Source organism: Vulcaniibacterium tengchongense, assembly GCF_003814555.1.
GTDB classification, from domain to species: domain Bacteria; phylum Pseudomonadota; class Gammaproteobacteria; order Xanthomonadales; family Xanthomonadaceae; genus Vulcaniibacterium; species Vulcaniibacterium tengchongense.
Genome location: NZ_RKQN01000002.1, coordinates 176,402 through 200,901 on the forward strand (window position 1 = coordinate 176,402; position 24,500 = coordinate 200,901).

A 24,500-nucleotide genomic window follows, 5' to 3' on the forward strand; every position below is an offset into this window, starting at 1 on the left:
CGGGCTGGGGTCCGGATCCGCGGAAGCGCAAGAACCAAGGCGGAGAACAAAGGCGAAGGGCCCGCGGCGCGGGCCCTTCGCCTGTTGGGGTCGCGGATCCGGTCCCGGATCCGACCCCCGCCTCAGTCGGCCAGGTTGCGGCCGTGGTAGAGCTCCTCGATCTCGCGCTTGAGCCGCGCCTCGATCTTCATCCGCTCCTTGAACGAGAGGTTCTTGGCCTTCTCCTCGAACAGGTAGGTGTCGAGGTCGAACTCCTTCAGGTGCATCTTGGTATGGAAGATGTTCTCCTGGTAGACGTTCACGTCGAGCATCTCGTAGCGCGACTTGATGTTCTTGGCCAGGTAGTCCTGGATCGAGTTGATCTTGTGGTCGATGTAGTGCTTCTTGCCCTTCACGTCGCGGGTGAAGCCGCGCACGCGGTAGTCCATGATCACGATGTCGGACTCGAAGCTCTCGATCAGGTAGTTCAACGCCTTCAGCGGCGAGATCACGCCGCAGGTGGCCACGTCGATGTCGGCGCGGAAGGTCGCGATGCCGTTGTCCGGGTGGGTCTCCGGGTAGGTGTGCACGGTGATGTGCGACTTGTCCATGTGCGCGACCACCGCCTCGGAGATCACGCCCTTGGCCTGCGACTTGTCGATCACCGGCTCCTCGGAGATGAGGATGGTCACCGACGCGCCCTGCGGGTCGTAGTCCTGGCGGGCGATGTTGAGGATGTTGGCGCCGATGATCTCCGCCACGTCCGTCAGGATCTGGGTGAGGCGGTCGGCGTTGTAGGCCTCGTCGATGTATTCGATGTAGCGCCTGCGCTCGTCCTCGGACGCGGCGAAACACACATCGTAGATGTTGAACGACAGGGCCTTGGTGAGGTTGTTGAAACCCTGCAACCTCAGGCGCGGCAACGGCTTGACCACGGCGGCGGAATCCCCTGGGGGCGACGAAAGTGCGAATTATGCGGCAATCGCCCGCGCAGCGGGGATACGCCGTGTGGCGGCGCGCCGACCGCAGGCTGAACGCGCGCTCCGTCACAGCTTCGGCTATGCCGCGTGACGCCGAGCGACCAGAATTTGCCCACTGCGCCAGTTCATCCTAAGCTCGCTGGATTACACCGATTTCACGTCCATGTCCGCGAACCCGGTAGCCCCCTTGTCCGCCCTGCGCCGAACCAACAGCCCTCTCCTGCCGGACAGCGCCACGATCGAACGCTTCCTGGCCCACTGCCACCGGCGGCGCTATCCGTCGCGCACCGACGTGTTCCGCCCGGGCGACCCCGCCAGCACGCTGTACTACATCGTCTCCGGCTCGGTCAGCATCATCACCGAGGAGGAGGACGGCCGCGAACTGGTGCTGGGCTACTTCGGCCCCGGCGAATTCGTCGGCGAGCTGGGCCTGTTCATCGCCAGCGACCAGCGCGAGGTGATCCTGCGCACCCGCAGCACCTGCGAACTGGCCGAGATCGGCCATGAGCGCCTGTACGACCTGCTGCTGACGCGGCTGGCCGCGGACGCGCCGAAGCTGCTGTACGCGATCGGCGCGCAGATCTCGCGGCGCCTGCTCGACACCAGCCGCAAGGCCGGGCGCCTGGCCTTCCTCGACGTCACCGACCGGATCGTGCGCACCCTGCACGACCTGGCCAAGGAGCCGGAGGCGATGAGCCACCCGCAGGGCACCCAGCTGCGGGTGTCGCGCCAGGAGCTGTCGCGCCTGGTCGGCTGCTCGCGCGAGATGGCCGGGCGCGTGCTGAAGAAGCTGCAGGCGGACGGCAAGCTGCACGCGCGCGGCAAGACCATCGTCCTCTACGGCACCCGCTGAGGTGGGGCGCGCCGCCGCGCCCGGGGCGGCGACGGCGCGGATCCGCGCGGCCGAGCCGGGCGACGCCCACGACGTCGCCCGCCTGCTGGAGGCGCTGGGCTACCCCTGCGGCCCCGGCGAGGCGGCCGAGCGCATCGGCCTGGTCCGCGACGACCCGCGCCAGCACCTGCTGCTGGCCGAATGCGAAGGCGAAGCCTGCGGCCTGGTCGCGCTGTACACGCTCTATTCCCTGGTCCACGGCGGCGAGCTGGCGCGGATCACCGCCCTGGTCGTGGCGCCGGAGCGGCAGCGCGAGGGGCTCGGCCGCCGCCTGTTGCGCGAGGTCGAGGCGCTGGCGCGGCGCAGCGGCATCGCCCGGATCGAGGCCACCAGCAGCGCCAGCCGCACCGGCGCACACGCGTTCTACCGCCGCTGCGGCTACGCCGAAGGCTCGCTGCGGTTCCTGAAGACGCTGGGCGACTGAGATCGCCCGCGGCCGCGGCCGCGGCCAGCGGCATCGCGCGGGCCGGCCGGGATCGTCGACCCCGGCCTGGCCGTCGCCGCGCCGGCGCTCACGCCACCGGGTCGCCGCCGCGGTCCCGGCAGCCCCAGTTGAGGATCGGCGTGCCCGGCGGCAGCGCGCGACGGAACATCGCCACCCGGCCGGGCTTGGGGTTGACCACCACCGGCTGGCGCGCGGCCAGCAACAGCGGCAGGTCGGCGCTGCTGTCGGAATACGCCACCGCGATCTGCCCGTAGCCGGCGTCCCGGATCATCCGCATCTTGTTGCGGTGGTGGCAGTGCTCGACGGTGACCATGCCGCCGAGGAACGGCGCGCCGACGCTGCCGATCACCGGCAGGTCCTCATGGGCGACGAAGTCGAGGATCGCCCGCGCCAGTTCCGGCGGCGCGCCGGTCGCGATGATCACCCGGTCGCCGGCATCGCGGTGGCGCTGCAGCACCTTCAGCGCGGCCGGCAGCAGGCGCGCGCGCAGGCGCGCGGCGTTGGCCTGCACGTAACGGTCGATCAGCGCGTCCATGTCGCGGCGGCGATGCACGCCGACCGTGCCGATCCACAGATAGGCCGAGATCGCCCGCCGCCGGGTCGGCAGCCAGGCGATCAGCGGCAGCAGCAGCGGCGACAGCAGCAGGGCGAGCGCGGCGCGCCACCAACGCCGGCGGATCAGCCACAGCACCAGGTGCCCGCCGGAATCGCCGTCGTACAGGGTGTGGTCGAAGTCGAACACCACCAGCGGCGCGCACGGCCGCGCCTGCGTCTCGCGCTCGGCCTGCGCCGAGGCCGCCAGGGCCGGCGTGCCGCTCATGCCGCGAACAGCCGCCGCAGCGCGGCACCGGGGTCGGGCTCGCGCATGAACGATTCGCCGACCAGGAACGTCTCCACGCCGGCGCCGCGCATCCGCGCCACGTCGGCCGGCGTGGCGATGCCGCTTTCGGTCACCAGGATGCGGTCGGGCGGCACCGCCCCGCGCAGCGCCAGGGTGGTGTCCAGCGAGACCTCGAAGCTGCGCAGGTTGCGGTTGTTGACGCCGATCAGCGGGCTGTCGGTCTGCAGCGCGCGCTCAAGCTCGTCGATGTCGTGCACCTCGACCAGCACGTCCATGCCCAGTTCCGCCGCCAGGTTGGCCATCTCGATCATCGGCCCGTCCTCGAGCGCGGCGACGATCAGCAGGATCGCGTCCGCGCCGATCACCCGCGCCTCGTACACCTGGTACGGATCGACGGTGAAGTCCTTGCGCAGCACCGGCAGCGCGCAGGCGTTGCGCGCCTCGCCCAGGAACAGGTTGCTGCCCTGGAAGAAGTCGACGTCGGTCAGCACCGACAGGCAGGCCGCGCCGCCGGCCTCGTAGCTGCGCGCGATCGCGGCCGGGTCGAAGTCCTTGCGGATCAGCCCCTTCGACGGGCTGGCCTTCTTCACCTCGGCGATCACCGCCGCCTCGCCGGCGGCGTGCTTGCGCCGGATCGCCTCGACGAAGCCGCGCGCCGGCGGCTGCGCGCGCGCGCGCGCGCGCATGTCCGCGAGCGGGCGCACCCGGCTGCGTTGCTGGATCTCCTCGGCCTTGCGCGCGAGGATGGTCTGGAGGATGTCGCTCATGGCACGGCAGTGAATGAAGAGAAGTGAGAAGGGAGGATGGGGCGGCGGCCTACGCGCGTGTCTCGCTCCCGCTCACTCGCGGCTCGCGTGGCCGTAGGCGCGCTCGACCTTGGCCACGCGCAGTTCGTAGCGCCCGTACCAGTGCGCGCGGCCGTGGGCGCGCGCCGCCGCGTGCTCGGCGTGTGCGCGCCACGCCGCGATCGCCTCCTCGCTGGCCCAGTACGACACCGTGATGCCGAACCCGTCCGCGCCGCGCGCGGACTCGGCGCCGAGGTAGCCGGGCTGCTGTTCCGCCAGCTCGAGCATGCGCTGCGCGGCCGCGGCGTAGCCGGCCTCGTCCGCGCCGTTGCGCTGCGAGGAGAAGATCACCGCGTAGTACGGCGGCGTAGGCAGGCGGGCGAAAGCGGTGTCCATCGGTGGGGCGGAAGGTCCGGCGCGGCCCGTCAGCATAGCCGGCGCCGGCCGGCCGGCGCACCTTCCGCGCCTGCGCGCCGGGCCCGAGGCAGGCTCATGCGGCGCCGATCTGCTGCGTCGCGGCGACGAACGCCTCCAGCTTGGCCAGCGCCGCGCCGGAGGCCAGCGCCGCGCGCGCGCGCTCGATGCCTTCGGCGATGCTGTCGGCGACGCCGGCGGCGTAGATCGCGGCGCCGGCGTTGAGGGCGACGACCTCGCGCGCCAGCCCCTCCTCGTTGCGCAGCGCCTGCAGCACCAGCAGGCGCGACTCGTCGGCGTCGTTCACGCGCAGGTTGCGGCTGTGCGACATCGCGATGCCGAAATCCTCGGGGTGCACCTCGTACTCGCGCACCACGCCGTCGCGCAGCTCGCCGACCAAGGTGGCGGCGCCGAGCGAGAGCTCGTCCATGCCGTCGCGGCCCCAGACCACCAGCGCCCGCTGCGCGCCCAGTTCCTGCAGCACGCGCACCTGGATGCCGACCAGGTCGGGATGGAACACGCCCATCAGGATGCTCGGCGCACCGGCCGGGTTGGTGAGCGGGCCGAGGATGTTGAAGATCGTGCGCACGCCCATTTCCCGCCGCACCGGCGCGACCACCTTCATCGCCGGGTGGTGGATCGGCGCGAACATGAAACCGATGCCGCAGCGCTCGATGCAGCCGGCGACCTGCTCCGGCTGCAGTTCGATGCGCGCGCCCAGCGCCTCGAGCACGTCGGCGCTGCCGGACTTCGACGACACGCTGCGGTTGCCGTGCTTGGCGACCTTGGCGCCGGCCGCGGCGGCGACGAACATGCTCGCGGTGGAGATGTTGAAGGTGTGGGCGCCGTCGCCGCCGGTGCCGACGATGTCGACCAGCCCCTCGCGGTCGGCGACCTCGACCCGGCGCGAGAACTCGCGCAGCACCTGGGCCGCGCCGGCGATCTCGCCCACGGTCTCCTTCTTCACCCGCAGCCCGGTCAGGATCGCCGCGGTCATCACCGGCGAGACCTCGCCGCGCATGATCATGCGCATCAGTTCGACCATCTCGTCGTGGAAGATCTCGCGGTGCTCGATGGTGCGCTGCAGGGCTTCCTGGGGGGTGATCGGCATGGTGCGGTCCGTGATGGTCAAAGCGAGGCGTGTTCGGGGATCGTCCGCCCCGTCGGCAGGCAGGGGGCGCCGGCGCGGCAGCGCTCGAAGCGCGCCCGGGACACGCGGCCCCAGGCCTGCGGCAGGTCGAAGCGCTGCGTGGAATGGGCGGGGCTGGCGGCCCAAGGCTGGGGTTCGGCGCGCGGCGCGATCGCGGCGCGCGGGTCGTGATCGGCGCGCAACGCCAGCCGCCTGCGCGCCCGCTCCGGCGCGCAGGCGTCGCGCGACCGCCGCGCGGCGGCGGCGGCGGGCGGCGGCCGCCACAGCGGCGGCGCGATCGCATGGCGGCAGGCGCAGCCCACGTCAGCGCTCCAGGAAGTTCTTCAGCAGCGCGTGGCCGTGCTCGGTCAGGATCGACTCGGGATGGAACTGCACGCCTTCGACTGGATGCTCGCGGTGGCGCAGGCCCATGATCTCCTCGAACGAGCCGTCCTCGCGCTCGGTCCAGGCGGTGACCTCCAGGCACCCCGGCAGGCGGTCGCGCGCGACCACCAGCGAGTGGTAGCGGGTCGCCTCGTAGCCGTCGGGCAGACCGGCGAACACGCCCGCGCCGCGATGGCGGATGCGCGAGGTCTTGCCGTGCATGATGGTCTGCGCCCGCACCACCTCGCCGCCGTAGGCCTGGCCGATGCTCTGGTGGCCCAGGCACACGCCGAGGATCGGCACGCGCGGGCCCAGTTCGCGGATCGTTTGCACCGAGACCCCGGCCTCGTTCGGGGTGCACGGCCCGGGCGAGATCACGATCCGCTCCGGCGCCAACGCCTCGATCTGGGCGACGCTCAACTCGTCGTTGCGGACCACCTTCACCTCCGCCCCGAGCGCCTGCAGGTACTGCACGAGGTTGTAGGTGAAGCTGTCGTAGTTGTCGATCATCAACAGCATGGGCACGGACTCGCGGTAGGCCGGCGCGGCGCGCGGCGGTCGCGCGCGAAGGCGCGATCGTCCGGCACGGGGCGCGGACGCGGGGCGGGAGGGGCGGAAGCGGCCGCGGGGCGGACGGCCGGCGGGGAATCAGATCGGTAGGGGCAGCGCACGCGGGGGTTCCTGGGACGACGACGGGGCGGGGCGGACGGGGGCCGAAGGCCACCACCATCGCGCATCGCGGTCGGCGCCGAGGAACGGCAGGGGCATGCGAACGATCATCGGCCTACTGTAGCGGCTCGCCGCGCCGAGCGCGACCGCGGCGGTCGCCGCCCGTGCCTGCCGCCTGTCGCGGCGCATCGCGGCCGCGTGCAGGCGCCCGCTCAGGCCGGCGGCAGCAGCACGCGCACCCGCAGTCCCGGCGCGCGATCGAGCAGCCGGATCCGGCCGCCGTGGCGCTGCAAGATCGCCCGCACCAGGCTCAGGCCGAGGCCGATGCCGGGCGAGCCGCGGTGCGCCTCCAGGCGCTGGAAGCGGTCGAACACCCGCTCGCGGTCGGCTTCCGGAATGCCCGGGCCGCGGTCGTCGACCTGCAGCAGCGCGCCCTCCTCGTCCGGCTGCAGCGAGACCTCGACCTCGCTGCCGGCGGGCGCGTACTTGAGCGCGTTGTCGAGCAGGTTCACCACCAGCTGGAACAGCTGGTCGCGGTCGCCGCGCACCCGGCACGGCAGCAGCCGTGCGCGCAGGCGCAGGCCGCGTTCGCCGGCGCTGGGCGTGTACAGCTCGACCGCATCGGCGACCAGCGCTTCCAACGCCAGCACCGGTTCGTCCTGCACCGGCGGCTGCGCCTCGATCCGCGCCAGCCGCAGCAGCGCGCCGAACGCCTGCAGCAACTGGTCGGTCTCGGCCAGCGCGGCGTCGAGCGCGGCGCCGCGGGCTTCGGCCGGCTGGCGCCGCAGCTCTTCGAGGCGGTTGCGCAGGCGGGTCAACGGCGTGCGCAGGTCATGGGCGATGTGGTCGGTGGCGTGGCGCACGCCGCCGAGCAGGTCCTCGATGCGGTCGAGCATGCCGTTGAAGCGGCGCGCGAGGCGGTCGAAGGCATCGTCGCTGCCGTCCAGCGGCGCGCGCAGGCCGAGCTCGCCGGCGCCGACGCGCGCGGCGGTGGCGTCGAGGCTGCGCAGCCGGCGCGACACCCCGCGCGAGGTCAGCCAGCCGATCAGCGCGCCCAGCGTCGCCGCGGCCAGCAGCGCCGCCAGGGCGGTACGCAGCATCAGGGCGAGGAAGCGGTCCTGGCTGCGCAGGCGCAGCCCGGCGAGCAGCACGCTGCCGTCGTCCAGCGGCTGCAGCCGCGCGATCACCCGCGGGCGCCCGGCGCCGGGATCCTCGACGTACTCGATCCAGCGCGGCGCGAGGCGATGCGCCGCCGGGCGCCGCGGCCACGGCGGCGCCGCCCCGAGCACCGCCCGGCCGTCCGGCGCGACCCAGGCGTAGACCGCATCCGGATCCTCCGGCGCGGCGATGCGCCGGCGCAGCTCGTCGCGCAACGCGCCGCGGCCCTCGCCGCGGTACAGCTCGAGCAGGCCGGCGGCATCGGTGCGGACCAACTCGCGCGCGTCCTGGCGCAGCAGCGCCGACACCGCCAGGTACACGCCGCCGCCGAGCAGGACGAAGGCGAGCAGGAACGAGGCGGTCACCGCCAGCGCCAGGCGCGCGCTGGTCGAGCGCGGGCGCGGGCGCCGGCTCATTCGCCCAGCCGATAGCCGGCGCCGCGCACGGTGTGCAGCAGCGGCCGGGCGAAGCCGTGGTCGATCTTCTGCCGCAGCCGGCTGATGTGCACGTCGATCACGTTGGTCTGCGGATCGAAGTGATAGTCCCAGACCGCCTCCAGCAGCATGGTGCGGGTGACCACGCGGCCGGCCTGGCGCATCAGGTATTCGAGCAGCCGGAACTCGCGCGGCTGCAGTTCGATGCGGCGCTCGCCGCGCCGGGCCTCGCGGCCGAGCAGGTCGAGCTCGAGGTCCGCGACGCGCAGCCGGGTGAGCGGCGCGGCCTCCTCGCCGTCGCGGGCGCGGCGGACGATGCCGTCCAGGCGCGCGCTCAGCTCGGCGTAGGCGAACGGCTTGACCAGGTAATCGTCCGCGCCGGCGCGCAGGCCCTCCACCCGGTGGTCCACTTCGCCGAGCGCGGTCAGCAGCAGCAGCGGCGTGCGGTTGCCGGCGCCGCGCAGGGTGCGCAGTACGACCAGGCCGTCGAGGCCGGGCAGCAGGCGGTCGAGGACGATCGCGTCGAAACGCTCGGTGGTGGCCAGGAACAGGCCGTCGCGGCCGTCGCCGGCGTGGTCGACCGCGTGCCCGTCCTCGCGCAATCCCTTGGCGATGAAGGCCGCGGTATGGGCGTCGTCTTCGATCAGCAGCACGCGCATGGGAGGATCCTGGCCGGAACAGGATACCCCGCCGATTCGGGGGTTCGACGGGGTATCCCGCCGGCAGCGGACGCCGGCAAGCGGCGCCGGCGCCGGGCTCAGCCCTTCTTCGCGCCTTCGTTCTTCCTGGTCTCGGCCTTGCGCTCGGCCTTCTTCTCGGCCTTGTGCTTGGCGGAAGCGGAGGACGCGGCCGGTGCGGCGGCCGGCTGCGCGGCCAGGGCCGAGCCGGCCACGGCGCCCAGGGCGATGGCGAACAGTACGTTGCGAAGCTTCATGGCGGACTCCTACAAGGTGGCGGGACGACGGGCCTGCCGTGCCGGCGAACGCCCATCGCCGCACAGACTGCGCCCGCGTCCCTCTCCGCCCGCTTTCCGCAACATGAATTGTTCGTAATGTTCGGCCCCGTTCGGGCGCAGCGCGCGACGTTCGTGCGCCGGGCGGCGCTTGCGAGGCACGCCGCAGTTCGGCGCATGGGTGGCGAATCGGCGCTGTACAGACGTGCCCGCCGCGCGCACCGGAGCGCAGCGCCCTCCGTCCGAGCGGCCGCGTCGCCAGGCCACGGCCGGGCCAACCCGGAGCCGACTTCTACGCGCACTCGAAGGCGCGCCGCGTCGCCGCCCAAGCAGGGCGTATCCACAGGGACAGGGCGCCGGCCGGACAGCCAGCCCGCGACCGCCCGGCGGCCGTCCGTGCCCGATCAGGCTCGGGACTGCGCGGCCGCGCGCAGGGCCGCGCACTCCCCGGCGGGGCCCGCGACCTGCTACAGCCCGCGTGCGGCCTGCGCCACCGCGCGGAACAGCGCGCGGCCCTTGTTCATCGTCTCCTCCCACTCCTTCTGCGGGTCGGAGTCGTGGACGATGCCGGCGCCGGCCTGCACGTACAGGCGGCCGTCCTGGATCACCGCGGTGCGGATCGCGATCGCGGTGTCGGCGTCGCCGACGCGGCCGGGCGCGCTCCAGCCCAGGTAGCCGATCGCGCCGGCGTAGACGTTGCGGCGGATCGGCTCGAGTTCGCGGATCACCTCCAGCGCACGGATCTTCGGCGCGCCGCTGACGGTGCCCGCGGGAAAGGTCGCGCGCAGCACGTCGGCGTAGCTCAGCCCCGGCTTCAGCGTGCCGGTCACTTCGCTGACGATGTGCATCACGTGGCTGTAGCGCTCGATCACGAACTGTTCGCCGACCTCGACGGTGCCCGGCTGGGACACGCGGCCGACGTCGTTGCGGCCGAGGTCGATCAGCATCAGGTGCTCGGCGCGCTCCTTCGGGTCGGCCAGCAGCTCGGCCTCGAGCGCGGCGTCCTCCTCGGGCGTGGCGCCGCGCGGGCGGGTGCCGGCGATCGGGCGCACGGTGATGCGGCCGTCCTGCAGGCGCACCAGGATCTCCGGCGAGGAGCCGACCACCTGGGTGCCGCCGGCGTCGAGGAAGTACATGTACGGCGACGGGTTCAACGCGCGCAGCGCGCGGTACACGTCGACCGGCCGCGCCTTGAACGGCACCGACAGGCGCTGGCTGAGCACCACCTGGAAGATGTCGCCGGCGCGGATGTAGTCCTTCGACTTCTCGACCGCGGCAACGAAGCCTTCGCGGGTGAAGCCGGAGACGAAGTCGGCCTCGTCCAGCGCGCGCCCTTCCAGCGTCTCGGGGTAGCCCGGGCCGCCCTGGCGCAGCCGGTGCACCAGCTCGTCGAGGCGGCGCTGCGCGCGCGCCAGCGCGCGCGGCTGGCTGGGGTCGGCGTGCACGACCAGGTACAGCCGGCCCTTGAGGTTGTCGAACACCGCCAGCTCGTCGCTGTGCATCAGCAGGATGTCGGGCGTGCCCAGTTCGTCGGTCTTCCCGCCCCCCGCCAGGCGCGGCTCGATGTACTGGATGCACTCGAAGCCGAACCAGCCTACCAGGCCGCCGGTGAAGCCCGGCAGGCCCGGCACCTCGGGCACGCTGTGCGCGGCGCGCAGCCGCTCGACCTCCGCGAACGGGTCGTCGACCACGCGGCTTTCGACCAGCTCGCCGTCCTCGGTGACGAACAGCGTGTGCCCGGCGAACGCGTACACGCGCCGCGCCGGCAGGCCGATGATCGAGTAGCGGCCGAAGCGCTCGCCGCCCTCGACCGATTCGAACAGGTACGTGTGCGGGCCGTCGGCGAGCTTGAGGTAGACCGACAGCGGCGTGTCGAGGTCGCTCAGGACCTCGCGCACGACCGGGATCAGGGTGTGGCCGTGGGCGGCCTGCTGCTGGAACTGTTCGGGGGACACGCGGCGATTCCTCGGAAGACGGCGGGGCAGAGGGCGAGGTCGGCGCGCGGCCGCCATCGCCGACCCACGTCGGCAAGGAATTGCGGGTTCGCCCGGGCTGTCATCGCGCTACTCTAGCGGCTTCGCCGGCGCGATGCGATGCGTCAGGGCGCCGGCGGTTCCACTGCGCGGCCGAACAGCGGACAGTCGCGCGGCAGGTGCATGCGCAGCCGCCCCGGCACGCAGTCGATGCGGAAACGCGCCGCCTGCACCGGTTCGCCGTCGACGTTGAGCTGCAGCGGCGCCGGCGCATCCAACTCGACCCACGCCAGGCGCGCGCGCAGCGCGGCGCGATCGAGCGCGGCGTGGCGGCCCTCGGTCAGCAGCGTGCCCAGGGTGTCGCGCATCTCGCCGGACAGCTCCGGCACCACCGTGAGGTCGATCAGGCCGTCGTCGAGCAAGGCCTCCGGGCACAGCGCCTGGCCGCCACCGGCCTGGCGGCCGTTGCCGAGCCCCAGCGCGATGAATTCGCCCGTCCACTCGAACCCGGGCCCGCGCAGGGCCGCGCGCACCGGCTCGATGCGGCCGAGCTTGGCGATGCCGGTGAGCAGGTAGGCCAGGCCGCCGAGCATCTTCTTCAGGCCTTCGTCGGTTTCCAGCGTGACCTGGGTCCCGAAGCCGGCGCTGGCGAGATTGGCGCACCAGCGGGTCGCCTCCGCGCCGGCGATGCGCAACAGGTCGACCGGCCGCGGCGGCGCGGTGCGGACCAGTTCCAGCGCCGCATCCGGCGTCCCGGGAATGCCGGCCGCCACCGCGAAGTCGTTGGCGGTGCCGAGCGGCACCAGCCCCAGCGCCGGCAGCGCCTCCGCCGCCGCCGGTTGCCGCGCGAGCCCGCCGGCCACCGCGCTCAGCGTGCCGTCGCCGCCGGCGGCGATCACCGCGTCCACGCCCTCGGCCACGGCCTCGGCGACGTAGCGCTCGGCATCCCCGTGCTCCCAGGTGACGCGCACGTCCACGCGCACACCGCGCCCGCGCGCGTCCGCCACCGCCGCGCGCAGCGCGTCGTCGTTCGCGGCCTTGCCGTTGAGGATCAGGCGCCAGTGCGGCGCGCGCATGCGCGTCTCCGAAGGACAGGTCCGCGCCGCAGGCTAGCAGCGGCCGCGCAATCGGCCGTGAACCGCCGGCTGTCACACCGGCGTCATCGCCGATCAGGAACATGGAAGGCCATCGCAGGGACGACGGGCGGAGGCGGGATTGCCTCCAATCTTCCGCGGCCAGCCTTCACCGGCTGGCCGTTTTGCTGGGTGACCGCGCGTCGGGCGGGCGGGCGAACGCTCAGCGCAGGTCGGTGTCGGCCAGCACCACGCCGTCCTCGTCGGCGTACAGCCAGTCGCCGGGGCGGATGCGCACGCCGCCGAGCTCGATCTCGACGTCGCGCTCGCCGACGCCGCGCTTGTCGGTCTTGCGCGGGCAGGTGCCGAGCGCCTTCACGCCGAGCGGCAGCGCCGCCAGCGCCGCGCTGTCGCGCACCGCGCCGTACACGAGCACGCCGGCCCAGCCGTTCTCCGCCGCCTGGCCGGCGAGCAGGTCGCCGAGCATCGCCCGCCGCAGCGAACCGCCGCCGTCGACCACCAGCACCCGGCCGCGGCCCGGCTCGGCCACCGCCTCGCGCACGCGCGAGTTGTCCTCGAACGCACGCACCGTGCTGACCTCGCCGTCGAAGGCCAGGCGGCCGCCGAAGTCGCGCAGCGGCAGTTCCAGCACCCGCACCAGGCGGTCGTGCAGATCGCACAGGTCGCAGGTGTTCATCGCTCAGCCCCTCGCCGCGGCCACCGCCGCCTTCATCCTGTAGATCACCTCGGCGTAGTCGGGCGCATTGAAGATCGCGCTGCCGGCGACGAAGGTATCCGCGCCCGCCGCGGCGATCTGCCCGATGTTGTCGGCCTTGACGCCGCCGTCGATCTCCAGCCGGATCGGCTTGCCGCTGCGGTCGATCATCTCGCGCACCCGGCGCAGCTTGGCCAACGCCGAGGGAATGAACGCCTGCCCGCCGAAGCCCGGGTTCACCGACATCAGCAGCACCAGGTCGAGGTCCTCCAGCACCCACTCCAGCGCCTCGACCGGCGTCGCCGGGTTCAGCACCAGGCCGGCCTGGCAGCCGTGGGCCTTGATCAGCTGGACCGTGCGGTGCACGTGCGCGCTGGCCTCCGGGTGGAAGCTGATCAGCGAGGCGCCGGCCTTGGCGAAGTCCGGCACGATCCGGTCCACCGGCTCGACCATCAGGTGCACGTCGATCGGCGCGGCCACGCCGTGCTTGCGCAGCGCCTCGCACACCATCGGGCCGATCGTCAGGTTCGGCACGTAATGGTTGTCCATCACGTCGAAATGGACCCAGTCGGCGCCGGCCGCGAGCACGCGGTCGACCTCCTCGCCGAGCCGGGCGAAGTTGGCGGACAGGATGGACGGGGCGATGACGGTGGGCTGCATGCGAATCTCGTGGAAAAGTAACCAATCAAGAGGAGCGAGTGGGCCGGGGCCGGGCGCGCGCTTTCCCTCGTTCCTCTTCGCTCGTTCCTAGCCTTTCCGGCGCAGGGTCTTGATGCGGTCGTAGGCCTGGTTGATCTCGCGCGCGCGGGCTTCGGCCTGGCGGCGCAGTTCGGCCGCGGCGCCGGCCATGCGGTCGGGGTGGTACTGCGAGATCAGCCGGCGGTAGGCCTGGTCGACCTCGGCGTCGCTGGCCTCGTCGGTCAGGCCGAGCACCGCGTAGGGGTCGTCGCGGCGCAGGCGGAACCAGTCGACGTCGAACGCGTGGCCGATCAACAGCCCGATCAGGGCGCCCAGGAAGGGGTTGCCGCGCAGCAACGCGGCCCCGGCGATGAAGCCGAGCAGTTTGCCGTACCAGCGTTTCATCGGCCCGCTCCGCGCGCCATGCGATGTCTCCGGAAGCCCGCCGCGGCGAGTCCGCACCAGTGTACCTGCACGCCGCCCCGGCCCGGCGTACACTGGCCGGCCCTGCCGCGCGCATGCGCGGTTCCAGGCGTGCGGGCGGGGACTCCACATCCGAGGGCTCCGCGTTGTCCACGACCTTGCTCCACTCCGATCTGCCCGGCCTGCCGCTGCGCCACCGCGGCAAGGTGCGCGACGTCTTCGACCTGCCGGGCGACCGCCTGCCGGCGGGCACGCCGGCCGGGGACTACCTGCTGATGGTGGCGACGGACCGCCTGTCCGCGTTCGACGTGGTCCTGCCCGACCCGATCCCGGGCAAGGGCGAGATGCTGTGCCAGATCAGCAATTTCTGGTTCGGCAGGACCGAGCACATCGTGCCCCACCACCTCACCGGCATCGACGTGGCCGCGGTGTTGCCGGCCGGCGTCGACGCCGCGCTGTACGCCAGGCGCGCGGTGGTGACCAAGCGGCTCAAGCCGGTGCCGATCGAATGCATCGCCCGCGGCTACCTGATCGGCAGCGGCTGGAAGGACTACCAGCGCACCGGCCGTGTCAGCGGCATCGCCCTGCCGCCGGGCCTGCGCCAGGCCGAGCAGCTGGCCGAGCCGATCTTCACGCCCTCGACCAAGGCCGCGGTCGGCGACCACGACGAGAACATCGATTTCGACACCGCGGTGCGCACCGTCGGCGCCGACCTCGCCGAGCAGGTGCGCGACGCCACCCTGCGCCTGTACAAGTTCGCCCGCGACTACGCCGCGCAGCGCGGCATCATCCTGGCCGACACCAAGTTCGAGTTCGGCCTCGACGCCGACGGCCGCCTGCACGTGATGGACGAGATGCTGACGCCGGACTCCTCGCGCTACTGGCCGGCGGACCAGTACGAGGCCGGCAGCAGCCCGCCGAGCTACGACAAGCAGTTCGTGCGCGACTACCTGGAGACGCTGGCCTGGGACAAGACCCCGCCGGGGCCGCGCCTGCCGCCCGAGGTGATCGAGCGCACCCGCGCCAAGTACGCCGAGGCGCTGCAGCGGCTGGCGGGCATCTCGATCGACTGAGCGGTCGGGCCACGTGCGCGCCCCGGCAACGGCGAGGGAGAGTGGAGCATGAATCCGGCCTACCTGTACCTGTCGATCGCGATCGCCGCCGAGGTGATCGCCACCAGCGCGCTCAAGGCGTCGCAGGGCTTCACCCGGCCCGGGCCCTCGCTGCTGGTCGTGGCGGGCTACGGCGTCGCGTTCTACTTCCTGTCGTTGGTGCTGCGGACCGTGCCGGTGGGCGTGGCCTACGCGATCTGGTCCGGCGCCGGCATCGTCCTGATCGCGCTGATCGGCTGGCTGGCGCTGAAGCAGCCGCTGGACGCGGCGGCGGTCGCCGGCATCGCCCTGATCGTCGCCGGCGTGGCGATCATCCAGTTGTTCTCGAAAGCGGCCGCGCACTGACGGCCGCACCGCCCCGGGAGACCGCCGTGAACGCCACCGACTCCGCGCAACGCCCGATCGACTGCTGGTTCGCGCACTATTCCGCCGACCACCGCCATCCGGTCAACCAGCGCATCCACGCGATCTGCGTGCCGGCGATCCTGTGGAGCGTGATCGCGCTGCTGTGGTGCATCCCGGCGCCGGGCACGTGGTTCCGGCCGGGCTTCTGGGCCGGGCTGGCGATGCTGGCCGCGGCGCTGTTCTACTACCGCGCCTCGCGCGCGCTAGGCCTGGGGATGGTCGTCGCCTTCGTGCTGATGGGCCTGCTGACGCGCTGGCTCCATGACGGCTACGGCCCGCGCGTGCTGCTGGCGCTGGCGGTCGGCGTGTTCGTCGTCGCCTGGATCGGGCAGTTCGTCGGCCACAGCCGGCGCTACGAGGGCAAGCGGCCGAGCTTCCTCACCGACCTGACCTATCTGCTGATCGGGCCGGCCTGGGTGCTGGCCAAGCTGTATCGGCGGCTGGGGTTGCGCTACTGAGGCGAGCGGGCCGCCACGGCGGCGGCCGGCGCACGCGGCGCAGGATCGTCGCGCGGCGCACCACCCGGCGACGGCCGAAGGGTCTGCCGCGGTCGCGCGCCGCCCCGCTGGACTGCGCGAAGCGCGAACGGGGACAATCCGGATCGCAGCGGCCGCACGGCCGTCCGCGCGCATCGCCGCTCCGCCAGCTCCGCCTCCCTCGCGCCCGCCGCGCGCCGCCGCCGTTTTCCCATGCCCGCCCGCGACCTGTTCTTCGTCCTGCTGATCGTGCTGGCCTGGGCCGGCAACTTCCTCACTTCGGCGCTGGCGCTGCGGGAGATTCCGCCGTTCCTGTTCACCGCGCTGCGCTTCGCCCTGCTCGCGCTGCCGCTGGCGTTCTTCCTCAAGCGCCCGGCGCCGGGCCAGTGGCCGCGGCTGGTCGCGGTATGTCTGTGCCTGGGCGTGCTGCATTTCGGCCTGAGTTTCACCGCATTGAAGCTGGCCGGCGACCTGTCCTCGCCGGCGATCGTGATGCAGAGCTACGTGCCGATGACCACGCTGCTGGCGTGGTGGTGGCTGGGCGAGCGCTTCGCCTGGCGCACCGGGCTGGCGATCGCGGTGAGCTTCGCCGGCGTGCTGGTGCTCGGCTTCGATCCGCTGGTGCTGGACCGGCCGGCGGCGCTGGCGGTGATGCTGGTGTCGGCCGCGTTCCTCGCGGTCGGTACGGTGCTGATGAAGCGCCTGCACGGGCTCGACGTCTACAGCCAGCAGGGTTGGACCGCGGTGCTCAGCGTGCCGCTGCTGCTGGCGATCAGCCTGGCGTTCGAGCCCGGCGGGCTGGCGGCGTTGCCGCAGGTGAGCGGCGTGGCCTGGTTCGGCGCGCTGTACGCGGCCTTCGTGTCGTCGCTGCTCGGCCACGGCCTGTACTACGTGCTGGTGCAACGCTACCCGGTCGCGCAGGTGACGCCGTGGCTGCTGCTGGTGCCGGTGCTCGCGGTCGGCCTGGGCGTGGCGTTCTGGGGCGACCGGCCGGGGCCGCGCCTGCTGCTCGGCGGCGCGATGGTGCTCGGCGGGGTGCTGCTGATCGCGGTGCGCGCGCTGCGCAAGGCGCGCACCGCGCCGCGCGCCGAGGACCTGTAGGCGGCTAGGCCCGGCGGTCGCCGGCCACGACCGCACGCAGCGCGCCGGCGAGCTCCTCGCACCGTGCCGGGCCGAGGCAGGCGAACAGCTCGCGGTCGACCTCGCGCTCGGTCTCCAGCAGCCGCGCCACCAGCGCGCGCCCGGCGTCGGTGATGTCCACCCGGATCGAGCGCAGGTCGTGGGGGTCGGCGCTGCGGGTCACGCAGCCCATCTCCTCCAGCGAGGCCAGCGCGCGCGACAGCGACGGCGGCGTCAGCCCGGCGGCCTCGGCGAGCCGGCACTGGGTGACGCGGCCGCTGCGCTGCAGCTGGCGCAGCGCCAACCACTCGGTCACGGTGATGCGCAGCCGCCGCGCCGCGCGTTCCAGGCGCAGCTGGCGGTGGCGCGACACCATCGCCAGCCAGTGGCCGAGCAGCGAATCGCCGGCGGGCGGCGGCTCCACCGCATGCGGCGGCGCGATCGCCGGCGCCCAGCTCATCGCCGCCTCCGGTGCGCGTCGGCGCGGCGGGCGGGGTCGGGAGGCAGGTCGTGGCGGGTGGTCATGGCGGCGGTTCCTGGTCGGTGAAATGCGGTCCCAGAACGAAAAACCCCGCGGTCCTGGGGGCCGCGGGGTTCGCTCTGCTGCTGGGCTGGTTGGCGTTGCCTACACGTGCCCGCTCCCCGCGCTGCCTGCCCAGGTAAAGGTGGTGTAGTAGCCAATCGAACCGGCGGCCTGGGCACACGCGCACGGGCGCTTCGCGTCGTACGACGCATGGCGGGCCGGTTTGCGCGGGAAGGGGCGGAGGTTCATCGGCTCCGACGAGACCATGCCGGGCGCCGGCCTGTCAACCGTTGCGTGCGATATGAATTCCGGTGCTGGCGCGGCGCGTCCTGGCCGGGGCGCCACGGTCACGCTTCGGCGCGCGCCACGAACATCGACGCGTCGACCCGGAACGGGCGCGGGGCGTAGCCGAAGTCGCGCTGCGCGGGCGCCGCGTCGAACACCAGGTCGGCGCGCATCCGCCGCACCGCCGCCTCGCCCAGGTCGGTGGCGCGGCCGCTGGCCTGCGCCAGCAGCAGCGCCAGGTTGAACAGCGGCGACGGCAGCTCGACCAGGGTCGGCCGCGGTTCCAGCACCGCCAGCACGCGCGCGACCATCTCGCGGTACGGCAGGGTTTCCCCGCCCGGCACCGCGTAGGCCCGGCCTTGGCTCGCGGCGCTGCCGAGGCAGGCGTACGCGGCCGCGGCCAGGTCCTCGACGTGCACCGGCTGGCGCAGGCCGTCGGCGCCGCGCGGCAGCGGAAAGCACCGCCAGCGCCCGGCCAGCTGGGCGATGCGGGTCAGGGTGGCGTCGCGGCCGGCGCCGTAGATCAGCGTCGGGCGCAGCAGCGTGGCCGCGGCGCCGCGCGCGGCGGCGGCGGCGAACACGCCCTCCTCGCCCTCGCGCAGGCGCTGCGCCAGCGCGCGCTCCTCCGCGTCGGCCGAACCGCGCTTGACCTCGACGCTGGTCGAGCCGAACGCGACCACCCGCGGGCATTCGACCGCCGCCTGCGCGTACCAGCGGGCGAAGCCGTCGAGCGGCCCGCAGCTGAAGATCGCGTCGACCCGCGCCGGCGCGCCGGCCAGCGTCGGCAGCGCGCCTTGCAGCCAGTGCAGGCCGGGCTGGTCCGGATGCCGCCGGCGCGAGACCGCGGTGACGCGCCAGCCCTCGCGTTGCAGCCGGTCGAGCAGCGGCCGCCCGATCTGGCCGCTGGCGCCGAAAACCAGGGCGTGCCGCATCAGCCCGGGCGCCGGGCCAGGGCCGGCCGCAGCCACAGGTAGCCGGCCACCGCCGACAGCACCGATGCGGTCAGCACGCCGAGCACCGCCTCCTCGTACAGCAGCGGGTCGCGGTAGGCCAGCGAAGCGATGAACAGGCTCATGGTGAAGCCGATGCCGCACATCAGGCCGAGGCCGATCATCATCCGCAGGTCCATGCCGTCCGGGAACCGGGCCCAGCCGAGCGCGCGCAGCGCGACCGCCGCGCCGACGATGCCGACCGGCTTGCCGAGCAGCAGGCCGAGCACGATGCCGATCGGCAGCGGCTGCAGCATGTCGCCGAGGCTCAACCCGGACAGCGACAGGCCGGCGTTGACGAACGCGAACAGCGGCAGGATCGCGTAGGCCACCCACGGATGCAGCGCGTGCTCGAGGGTCTCCAGCGGCGAGTGCTCGGTCTCGTCCGGAATCGCGTTGCGGCGGTCGACGTGCGGGACCATCAGGCCGGTGACCACGCCGGCCAGCGTCGCGTGCACGCCGGACTTGAGCACGCACACCCACAGCACCAGGCCGAGCAGCAGGTAGGGCCCGAGCCGGGTCACGCCGCGGCGGTTGAGCAGGACCAGGCCCGCGATCGCCGCGCCGGCCCAGGCCAGCGCGGCCAGCGAAAGCTCGTGCGAATAGAACAGCGCGATGATCACGATCGCGATCAGGTCGTCGACCACCGCGATGGTCGACAGCAGCAGCTTCATGCCCGAGGGCACGCGCGAGCCGAGCAGCGCCAGCACGCCCAGCGCGAAGGCGATGTCGGTCGCGGTCGGCACCGCCCAGCCGCGCATCGCCCCGGCGTCGCCGTGGTTGAAGGCGGCGAACAGCAGCGCCGGCACCGCCACGCCCGCGGCGGCGCAGACCATCGGCAGGATCACCTGGTCGCGGCTGGACAGCTGGCCGCACAGCATCTCGCGCTTGATCTCCAGCGCGACCAACAGGAAGAACACCGCCATCAGGCCGTCGTTGACCCACAGCAGCAGCGGCTTGGCGATCTCCAGCGCGCCCACGCGCACGTGCACCGGCAGCTGGCCGAACGCGCGGTAGAGCTCGTCCAGCGGCGAGTTGGCGGCGATCATCGCCAGCGCCGCGGCGGCGATCAGCACCACGCCGCCGGCGGCCTCGAGGCGGAGGAATTCGCTCAGCGCGCGCAACGCGCGCGGCAGCCGCGGCGCGGCCGGGGTCGAAGTCGATTGGCTCATCCGACGAGTATATCGACCGGAGCGGGCGCCCCGGCCATCACTGCTGCAGCGCCGCCAGCTCGAACCCCAGCCAGGCCAGGAACGCGAACAGCAGCAGCATGCCTTCGGCGCGGCTGACGCGCAGGTCGCCGCGCAGCATCGGGTAGAGCATCAGCGCGAACACGCCGGCCGCCGGCAGTTCGAAGCGCAGGAACGAGGCCGGCATCGGCAACGGCGAGAGCACGGCCATGCCGCCGACGATCAGCAGCAGGTTGAACAGGCTGGAGCCGATCACGTGCCCGACCGCCAGGTCGCCCTGCCCGCGCCGCGCCGCGACCACCGCGGCGGCGAGCTCCGGCAGCGCGGTGCCGATCGCCACCGGCAGCAGGCCGGTGAGCAGCGGCGCCATGCCCAGCGCCTGGCCGAGCGCGAGCGCGTTGCCCACCACCAGGCGCGCGCCGAAGTACAGCAGCGCGGCCGCGATCGCCAGCCGCAGCAGGTTGAGCCCGAGCCCGGTCCGGGTGCGCGCGAACGCGGCGATCGCGTCCTGCAGCTCCGCCGACTCGCGCCGGGCGCGCGCCGCGGCGAACGCCACCACCGCGACGAAGCCCGCGACCAGGACCAGGCCGTCGACGCGGCCGAGGGTTCCGTCCAGCCCGAACGCGATCGCGAGCGCGGTGCCGAGCAGCAGCGCCCACAGCAGCGGCGACAGCGCGCGCCAGCGCACCAGCAGCGGCGCGGCCAGCGCCGAGACGCCGAGGGTGAGGCCGAAGTTGGCGACGTTGCTGCCGACCGCATTGCCCAGCGCCAGCGCGCCCTCGCCGCGGGCGATCGCCTGCGCGTTGACGGCCAGCTCCGGCAGCGAGGTCGCGAACGCGACCAGGAACAGCCCGGCGACGAACGGCCGCATGCCCCAGCGCTGCGCCAGCCCGGACGCGCCCTTGATCGCCGAATCGCCGCCCAGCGCCAGCAGCAGCAGACCCAGCACGAACCAGCCGACCGCTTCCAGCATCGCGCGTTCCTCCCGAGCTCGGCGCCGATTCTTGCCGCGCGGCGGGCGCCCCGTCCAGTGCGCGCGGCCCCCGGCCGGCTTGCGCCGGCGGCACGGCGCGGCCGTCCGCCGCGGCGCGCCCGGCGCGGCCGTGGGCGCCGCTCAGCCGCAGCCTTCGACGTAGTACACCTGCGGCGGCACGCCGACGCGCCAGGCGCTCACCCGGCCGTTGGCGTCGGTGTCGAACAGCAGCACGCCGCGGCCGCCGGCCGGGTCGGGCACGCTCAGGTACTTCGCGCCTTCGACGTACTTGTGCGGCATCTCCTCGACGCGTGCGCCGTAGAGGCGGCGGATCTCGTCGGCGCCCATGCCGACCCGGCCGCCGCCCGGCGCCTCGATCTCGGCCGCGTCCACGTCCAGGCGCACGAACTTGCCGCCCTCGAACATGAAGCCGAGCCGGAATCCGCTCTGCGGCCGCGGCTGCGGGAACAGGTAATAGCAGCCGCCCGGCTCCGACGGCTTGCCTTCGCCGAGGTCGGCGCCCCACGCCATGCGCACCTCCTCCTCGCTCGCCCCGAACGGCGCCGGGCCGAAGCCGGCGTAGCCGATCGCGCCGGGCGCGGGCATCGCGCCGCCCGCGGGCGTGGCTGCAGCCGGGGGCGACGCGGCGGGCGGCGATTCGGCGGGCGGCGCGTTCGCCGGCGGCACGTCCTCGGCGGGCTGGTCCGGCGCGGGCGCCGGCGCGGCCGGCGCCGGCGTCTCCGGTGCGGACTGCTCGCCGCGGCAGGCGGCCAGGGTGGCGATCAACAGCAGCAGCGGCAACGCGCGCATCGTCGTGTCTCCTTGGGACGAGTCGGGCGCAGCCTAACCCGGAACGCGCCGCGGCCGCGACCGGCGCGGCCGCGGCCTGCGGCCCGGTTCAGCGCGCCGGCGGCGCGAAGTGCCTGCGCAGCCCGGCCCAGCACTGCTGATAGTCGCGCTGGCGATGCGCGGCCTCCAGCGCCTGCCGGGTGGGCCGGATCACCGCGCGGGTCTCGAACATGAAGGCCATGGTGTCGCGGATCACGTCGGGCTTCGACAGGTCGGCGCCCGAGGCCTTCTCGAACGTCGCCGCGTCCGGCCCGTGGCCGCTCATGCAGTTGTGCAGCGAGCAGCCGCCCGGCGCGAAGCCCTCGGCCTTGGCGTCGTAGACGCCGCGGATCAGGCCCATGAACTCGCTGGCGACGTTGCGGTGGAACCACGGCGGGCGGAAGGTGTCCTGCGCGACCAGCCAGCGCGGCGGGAAGATCACGAAATCCAGGTTGGCCGTGCCCGGCGTGTCGCTCGGCGAGGTCAGCACGGTGAAGATCGACGGGTCCGGGTGGTCGAAGCTGATCGAGCCGAGGGTGTTGAAGCGGCGCAGGTCGTAGCGGTACGGCGCGTAGTTGCCGTGCCAGGCGACCACGTCCAGCGGCGAATGGTCGATCGGCGCGCGCCACAGGTGGCCCTGGAACTTGGCGATCAGTTCGAACTCGCCCTCCACGTCCTCGTAGGCCGCGTGCGGCGTCTCGAAGTCGCGCGGGTTGGCCAGGCCGTTGCTGCCGATCGGCCCGAGGTCGGGCAGGCGCAGCAGCGCGCCGAAGTTCTCGCAGACGTAGCCGCGCGAGGGCCCGTCCGGCAATTCGACGCGGAAGCGCACGCCGCGCGGGATCACCGCGATCCGCTCCGGCTCGACCTCGAGCACGCCGAGCTCGGTGGCGATGCGCAGCCGGCCCAGCTGCGGCACGATCAGCAGCTCGCCGTCGGCGTCGTAGAAGTAGCGGCCGCGCATGTCGCGGTCGGCGGCGTACAGGTGGATGCCGACGCCGTGCTGGGCCGCGGGCGAGCCGTTGCCGGCCATCGTGTACAGGCCGTCGACGAAGTCCGCCGGCGCCTGCGGCAACGGCAGCGGGTCCCAGCGCATCTGGTCCGGCGGCACCGGGCCGTCGCCGAAGTCGTTGTGGAAGCGCGGCTGCGCGGCGTGCCCGCTCGCATAGGGCGCGAACGGCCCGTGCATCGCCGCCGGGCGGATCCGGTACAGCCAGCTGCGCCGGTTGGCGTGGCGCGGCGCGGTGAACGCGGTGCCCGACAGCTGCTCCGCGTACAGCCCGTGCGCGACCCGCTGCGGCGAATTGCGCCCGACCGGCAACGCGCCGGGCACCGCCTCGCTCGCGAACTCGTTGCCGAAACCGGTCTGGTAACTCGAGGCCACGTCTCGTCCCCCAAAGCGTTTTGCCGCCGATCCCGCGCGCGGGGCGCGGATCGGCGGCGGCGATCTCAACTTCGCCGGCTCCACGCGCCTACGCCGCAACATCCGCGGCGATCCGCGCGGATCCGCGGCGGCAGCATCACAGGACCCCGCGGCGCATCTGGTCGCGCTCGATGCTCTCGAACAGGGCCTGGAAGTTGCCCTCGCCGAAGCCTTCGTTGCCCTTGCGCTGGATGATCTCGAAGAAGATCGGGCCGATCGCGTTCTGGGTGAAGATCTGCAGCAGCTTGCGCTGGTGCGTCTCCGGGTCGGCGTCGATCAGGATCTTGTTTCTCTGCAGCCGCGGCACGTCCTCGCCGTGGCCGGGGATGCGCTGGTCGATCACCTCGAAGTAGGTGTCCGGCGTGTCGAGGAACTCGACCCCGGCCGCGCGCATCTGCTCCACCGTGGCGTAGATGTCGTCGGTGAAGCAGGCGATGTGCTGGATGCCCTCGCCCTTGTACGCGTCGAGGTATTCGTTGATCTGCGACTTCGGGTCGCTGGACTCGTTGAGCGGGATGCGCACCACCCCGTCCGGCGCGGTCATCGCCTTCGACACCAGGCCGGTCTTCGCGCCCTTGATGTCGAAGTACTTGATCTCGCGGAAGTTGAACAGCCGCTCGTAGTAGTCCGCCCACTTGGCCATGTTGCCGAAGTACAGGTTGTGGGTCAGGTGGTCGATGAAGGTCAGGCCGAACCCCTTCGGGTTCTGCTCCGCGCCCGGCACCGGCTCGAACCCGCCGTCGTAGGCCGAGCCCTTGGCGCCGTAGCGGTCGACCAGGTACAGCATGCAGTCGCCGATGCCCTTGACCACCGGCGCGTCCACCGCGCGGGTCTCGGCCTTGTGCGACACCGCCTCGCCGCCGTTGCGCAGCACCGCGTCGAACACCTCCGCGGCGGGCTTCTGGAAGCGGATCGCGAAGCCGCAGGCGCAGGGCCCGTGCTGCGCGGCGAAGTCCGCGGCGAAGCTGTCCGGGTCCTCGTTGACCAGGAAGTTCACCCCGCCCTGGCGGTACACCGTGATCGGCCGGGTCTTGTGGCGGAGCACGGCGGTGAAGCCGAGCTTGCGGAAATAGTCGTGCAGGTGCGCGCCCTGGCCCGCCGGGGCGGCGAACTCGACGAACTCGAAACCGTCGATGCCGAGCGGGTTCTCGAACGTGGTGACCTGCATGCCGAGGTTTGGCTGTGCATTCATGGCATTGTTCCCAGGTGGCGGCACGTCCGCCGGGGACGGCCTGTTCCGAAGAGGCCGTTATAGT

28 protein-coding genes are annotated in these 24,500 nt (G+C 73.1%); 6 read left to right on the forward strand and 22 right to left on the reverse strand.

Going from position 1 to position 24,500, the window contains the following annotated elements; all coding sequences use genetic code 11:
• Positions 1-122: 122 nt before the first annotated feature.
• Positions 123-914: an adenosylmethionine decarboxylase gene (speD, locus tag EDC50_RS07145; RefSeq protein WP_123769806.1), complete on the reverse strand. Its 792-nt coding sequence runs from the start codon at positions 912-914 to the stop codon at positions 123-125.
• A 208-nt stretch (positions 915-1,122) separates the two neighbouring features.
• On the opposite strand from speD, the gene crp reads away from it, so the two are divergent.
• Both crp and EDC50_RS07155 read left to right on the forward strand, forming a co-directional pair.
• Positions 1,123-1,812 carry a cAMP-activated global transcriptional regulator CRP gene (crp, locus tag EDC50_RS07150; protein WP_123769807.1) on the forward strand — a complete coding sequence of 230 codons (690 nt, stop codon included), beginning with the start codon at positions 1,123-1,125 and terminating at the stop codon, positions 1,810-1,812.
• A gap of 1 nt (position 1,813) precedes the next feature.
• Positions 1,814-2,275, forward strand: coding sequence for a GNAT family N-acetyltransferase (locus tag EDC50_RS07155; protein ID WP_123769808.1), 462 nt, complete (start codon positions 1,814-1,816; stop codon positions 2,273-2,275).
• A gap of 88 nt (positions 2,276-2,363) precedes the next feature.
• On the opposite strand, the gene EDC50_RS07160 is transcribed toward EDC50_RS07155, so the two are convergent.
• The 14 genes from EDC50_RS07160 to EDC50_RS07220 all read right to left on the reverse strand — a co-directional run bounded on the left by EDC50_RS07160 (position 2,364) and on the right by EDC50_RS07220 (position 13,906).
• Entirely contained in the window at positions 2,364-3,116 is a 753-nt protein-coding gene (locus EDC50_RS07160; protein WP_123769809.1) for a haloacid dehalogenase-like hydrolase, read from the reverse strand.
• Positions 3,113-3,904 carry an indole-3-glycerol phosphate synthase TrpC gene (trpC, locus tag EDC50_RS07165; RefSeq protein ID WP_123769810.1) on the reverse strand — a complete coding sequence of 264 codons (792 nt, stop codon included), beginning with the start codon at positions 3,902-3,904 and terminating at the stop codon, positions 3,113-3,115. The genes EDC50_RS07160 and trpC overlap by 4 nt, the downstream gene beginning before the upstream one ends.
• A 72-nt stretch (positions 3,905-3,976) precedes the next feature.
• Positions 3,977-4,318, reverse strand: a complete 342-nt coding sequence (locus EDC50_RS07170; protein ID WP_123769811.1) for an antibiotic biosynthesis monooxygenase family protein — start codon at positions 4,316-4,318, stop codon at positions 3,977-3,979.
• A 94-nt stretch (positions 4,319-4,412) separates the two neighbouring features.
• A complete protein-coding gene (gene trpD, locus EDC50_RS07175; protein WP_123769812.1) occupies positions 4,413-5,447 on the reverse strand; it encodes an anthranilate phosphoribosyltransferase in 1,035 nt (344 codons plus the stop codon).
• 17 nt (positions 5,448-5,464) lie between these two features.
• Complete coding sequence (locus tag EDC50_RS07180; RefSeq protein ID WP_123769813.1) at positions 5,465-5,788, reverse strand: hypothetical protein; 324 nt, start codon at positions 5,786-5,788, stop codon at positions 5,465-5,467.
• A gap of 1 nt (position 5,789) precedes the next feature.
• Complete coding sequence (locus EDC50_RS07185) at positions 5,790-6,368, reverse strand: anthranilate synthase component II (protein ID WP_123769814.1); 579 nt, start codon at positions 6,366-6,368, stop codon at positions 5,790-5,792.
• Between the two features lie 362 nt (positions 6,369-6,730).
• Positions 6,731-8,092, reverse strand: a complete 1,362-nt coding sequence (locus tag EDC50_RS07190; protein ID WP_123769815.1) for a sensor histidine kinase — start codon at positions 8,090-8,092, stop codon at positions 6,731-6,733.
• Complete coding sequence (locus EDC50_RS07195) at positions 8,089-8,769, reverse strand: winged helix-turn-helix domain-containing protein (protein WP_123769816.1); 681 nt, start codon at positions 8,767-8,769, stop codon at positions 8,089-8,091. The genes EDC50_RS07190 and EDC50_RS07195 overlap by 4 nt, the downstream gene beginning before the upstream one ends.
• 98 nt (positions 8,770-8,867) lie before the next feature.
• Complete coding sequence (locus EDC50_RS16345; protein WP_158635739.1) at positions 8,868-9,044, reverse strand: hypothetical protein; 177 nt, start codon at positions 9,042-9,044, stop codon at positions 8,868-8,870.
• A 485-nt stretch (positions 9,045-9,529) separates the two neighbouring features.
• A complete protein-coding gene (trpE, locus tag EDC50_RS07200) occupies positions 9,530-11,017 on the reverse strand; it encodes an anthranilate synthase component I (RefSeq protein WP_425477902.1) in 1,488 nt (495 codons plus the stop codon).
• Between the two features lie 143 nt (positions 11,018-11,160).
• Positions 11,161-12,111 (reverse strand): lipid kinase YegS, encoded by a 951-nt coding sequence (yegS, locus tag EDC50_RS07205; RefSeq protein WP_123769818.1) that lies wholly within the window; start codon positions 12,109-12,111, stop codon positions 11,161-11,163.
• A gap of 220 nt (positions 12,112-12,331) precedes the next feature.
• Complete coding sequence (gene rraA / locus EDC50_RS07210; RefSeq protein ID WP_123769819.1) at positions 12,332-12,805, reverse strand: ribonuclease E activity regulator RraA; 474 nt, start codon at positions 12,803-12,805, stop codon at positions 12,332-12,334.
• A 3-nt stretch (positions 12,806-12,808) separates the two neighbouring features.
• Positions 12,809-13,483, reverse strand: a complete 675-nt coding sequence (gene rpe / locus EDC50_RS07215) for a ribulose-phosphate 3-epimerase (protein WP_123769820.1) — start codon at positions 13,481-13,483, stop codon at positions 12,809-12,811.
• Between the two features lie 87 nt (positions 13,484-13,570).
• Positions 13,571-13,906: a J domain-containing protein gene (locus EDC50_RS07220; protein WP_123769821.1), complete on the reverse strand. Its 336-nt coding sequence runs from the start codon at positions 13,904-13,906 to the stop codon at positions 13,571-13,573.
• Between the two features lie 164 nt (positions 13,907-14,070).
• On the opposite strand from EDC50_RS07220, the gene EDC50_RS07225 reads away from it, so the two are divergent.
• The 4 genes from EDC50_RS07225 (at position 14,071) to EDC50_RS07240 (ending at position 17,018) form a co-directional block, all read left to right on the forward strand.
• A complete protein-coding gene (locus EDC50_RS07225; RefSeq protein ID WP_123769822.1) occupies positions 14,071-14,997 on the forward strand; it encodes a phosphoribosylaminoimidazolesuccinocarboxamide synthase in 927 nt (308 codons plus the stop codon).
• A gap of 48 nt (positions 14,998-15,045) precedes the next feature.
• Positions 15,046-15,381 carry a DMT family transporter gene (locus tag EDC50_RS07230; protein WP_123769823.1) on the forward strand — a complete coding sequence of 112 codons (336 nt, stop codon included), beginning with the start codon at positions 15,046-15,048 and terminating at the stop codon, positions 15,379-15,381.
• A gap of 26 nt (positions 15,382-15,407) precedes the next feature.
• Positions 15,408-15,899 (forward strand): Mpo1 family 2-hydroxy fatty acid dioxygenase, encoded by a 492-nt coding sequence (locus EDC50_RS07235; RefSeq protein WP_123769824.1) that lies wholly within the window; start codon positions 15,408-15,410, stop codon positions 15,897-15,899.
• A 231-nt stretch (positions 15,900-16,130) separates the two neighbouring features.
• Positions 16,131-17,018, forward strand: coding sequence for a DMT family transporter (locus EDC50_RS07240; RefSeq protein ID WP_123769825.1), 888 nt, complete (start codon positions 16,131-16,133; stop codon positions 17,016-17,018).
• Between the two features lie 4 nt (positions 17,019-17,022).
• On the opposite strand, the gene EDC50_RS07245 is transcribed toward EDC50_RS07240, so the two are convergent.
• From EDC50_RS07245 to hppD, 7 genes are all read right to left on the reverse strand, one after another.
• Positions 17,023-17,496, reverse strand: a complete 474-nt coding sequence (locus EDC50_RS07245; RefSeq protein ID WP_123769826.1) for a MarR family winged helix-turn-helix transcriptional regulator — start codon at positions 17,494-17,496, stop codon at positions 17,023-17,025.
• Positions 17,497-17,906: 410 nt separating this feature from the next.
• Positions 17,907-18,812: an SDR family oxidoreductase gene (locus EDC50_RS07250; RefSeq protein WP_425477903.1), complete on the reverse strand. Its 906-nt coding sequence runs from the start codon at positions 18,810-18,812 to the stop codon at positions 17,907-17,909.
• Positions 18,776-20,005: a Na+/H+ antiporter NhaA gene (nhaA, locus tag EDC50_RS07255; RefSeq protein WP_123769828.1), complete on the reverse strand. Its 1,230-nt coding sequence runs from the start codon at positions 20,003-20,005 to the stop codon at positions 18,776-18,778. Before nhaA ends, EDC50_RS07250 begins: the two co-directional genes overlap by 37 nt.
• 37 nt (positions 20,006-20,042) lie before the next feature.
• Positions 20,043-20,996: a calcium/sodium antiporter gene (locus EDC50_RS07260; RefSeq protein ID WP_123769829.1), complete on the reverse strand. Its 954-nt coding sequence runs from the start codon at positions 20,994-20,996 to the stop codon at positions 20,043-20,045.
• A 141-nt stretch (positions 20,997-21,137) separates the two neighbouring features.
• Positions 21,138-21,806, reverse strand: coding sequence for a hypothetical protein (locus EDC50_RS07265; protein WP_123769830.1), 669 nt, complete (start codon positions 21,804-21,806; stop codon positions 21,138-21,140).
• An 88-nt stretch (positions 21,807-21,894) separates the two neighbouring features.
• Entirely contained in the window at positions 21,895-23,205 is a 1,311-nt protein-coding gene (gene hmgA, locus EDC50_RS07270) for a homogentisate 1,2-dioxygenase (RefSeq protein WP_242003088.1), read from the reverse strand.
• Between the two features lie 136 nt (positions 23,206-23,341).
• On the reverse strand, positions 23,342-24,412 hold the full coding sequence (gene hppD, locus EDC50_RS07275; protein ID WP_425477915.1) for a 4-hydroxyphenylpyruvate dioxygenase: 1,071 nt from the start codon (positions 24,410-24,412) through the stop codon (positions 23,342-23,344).
• Positions 24,413-24,500 lie beyond the last annotated feature (88 nt).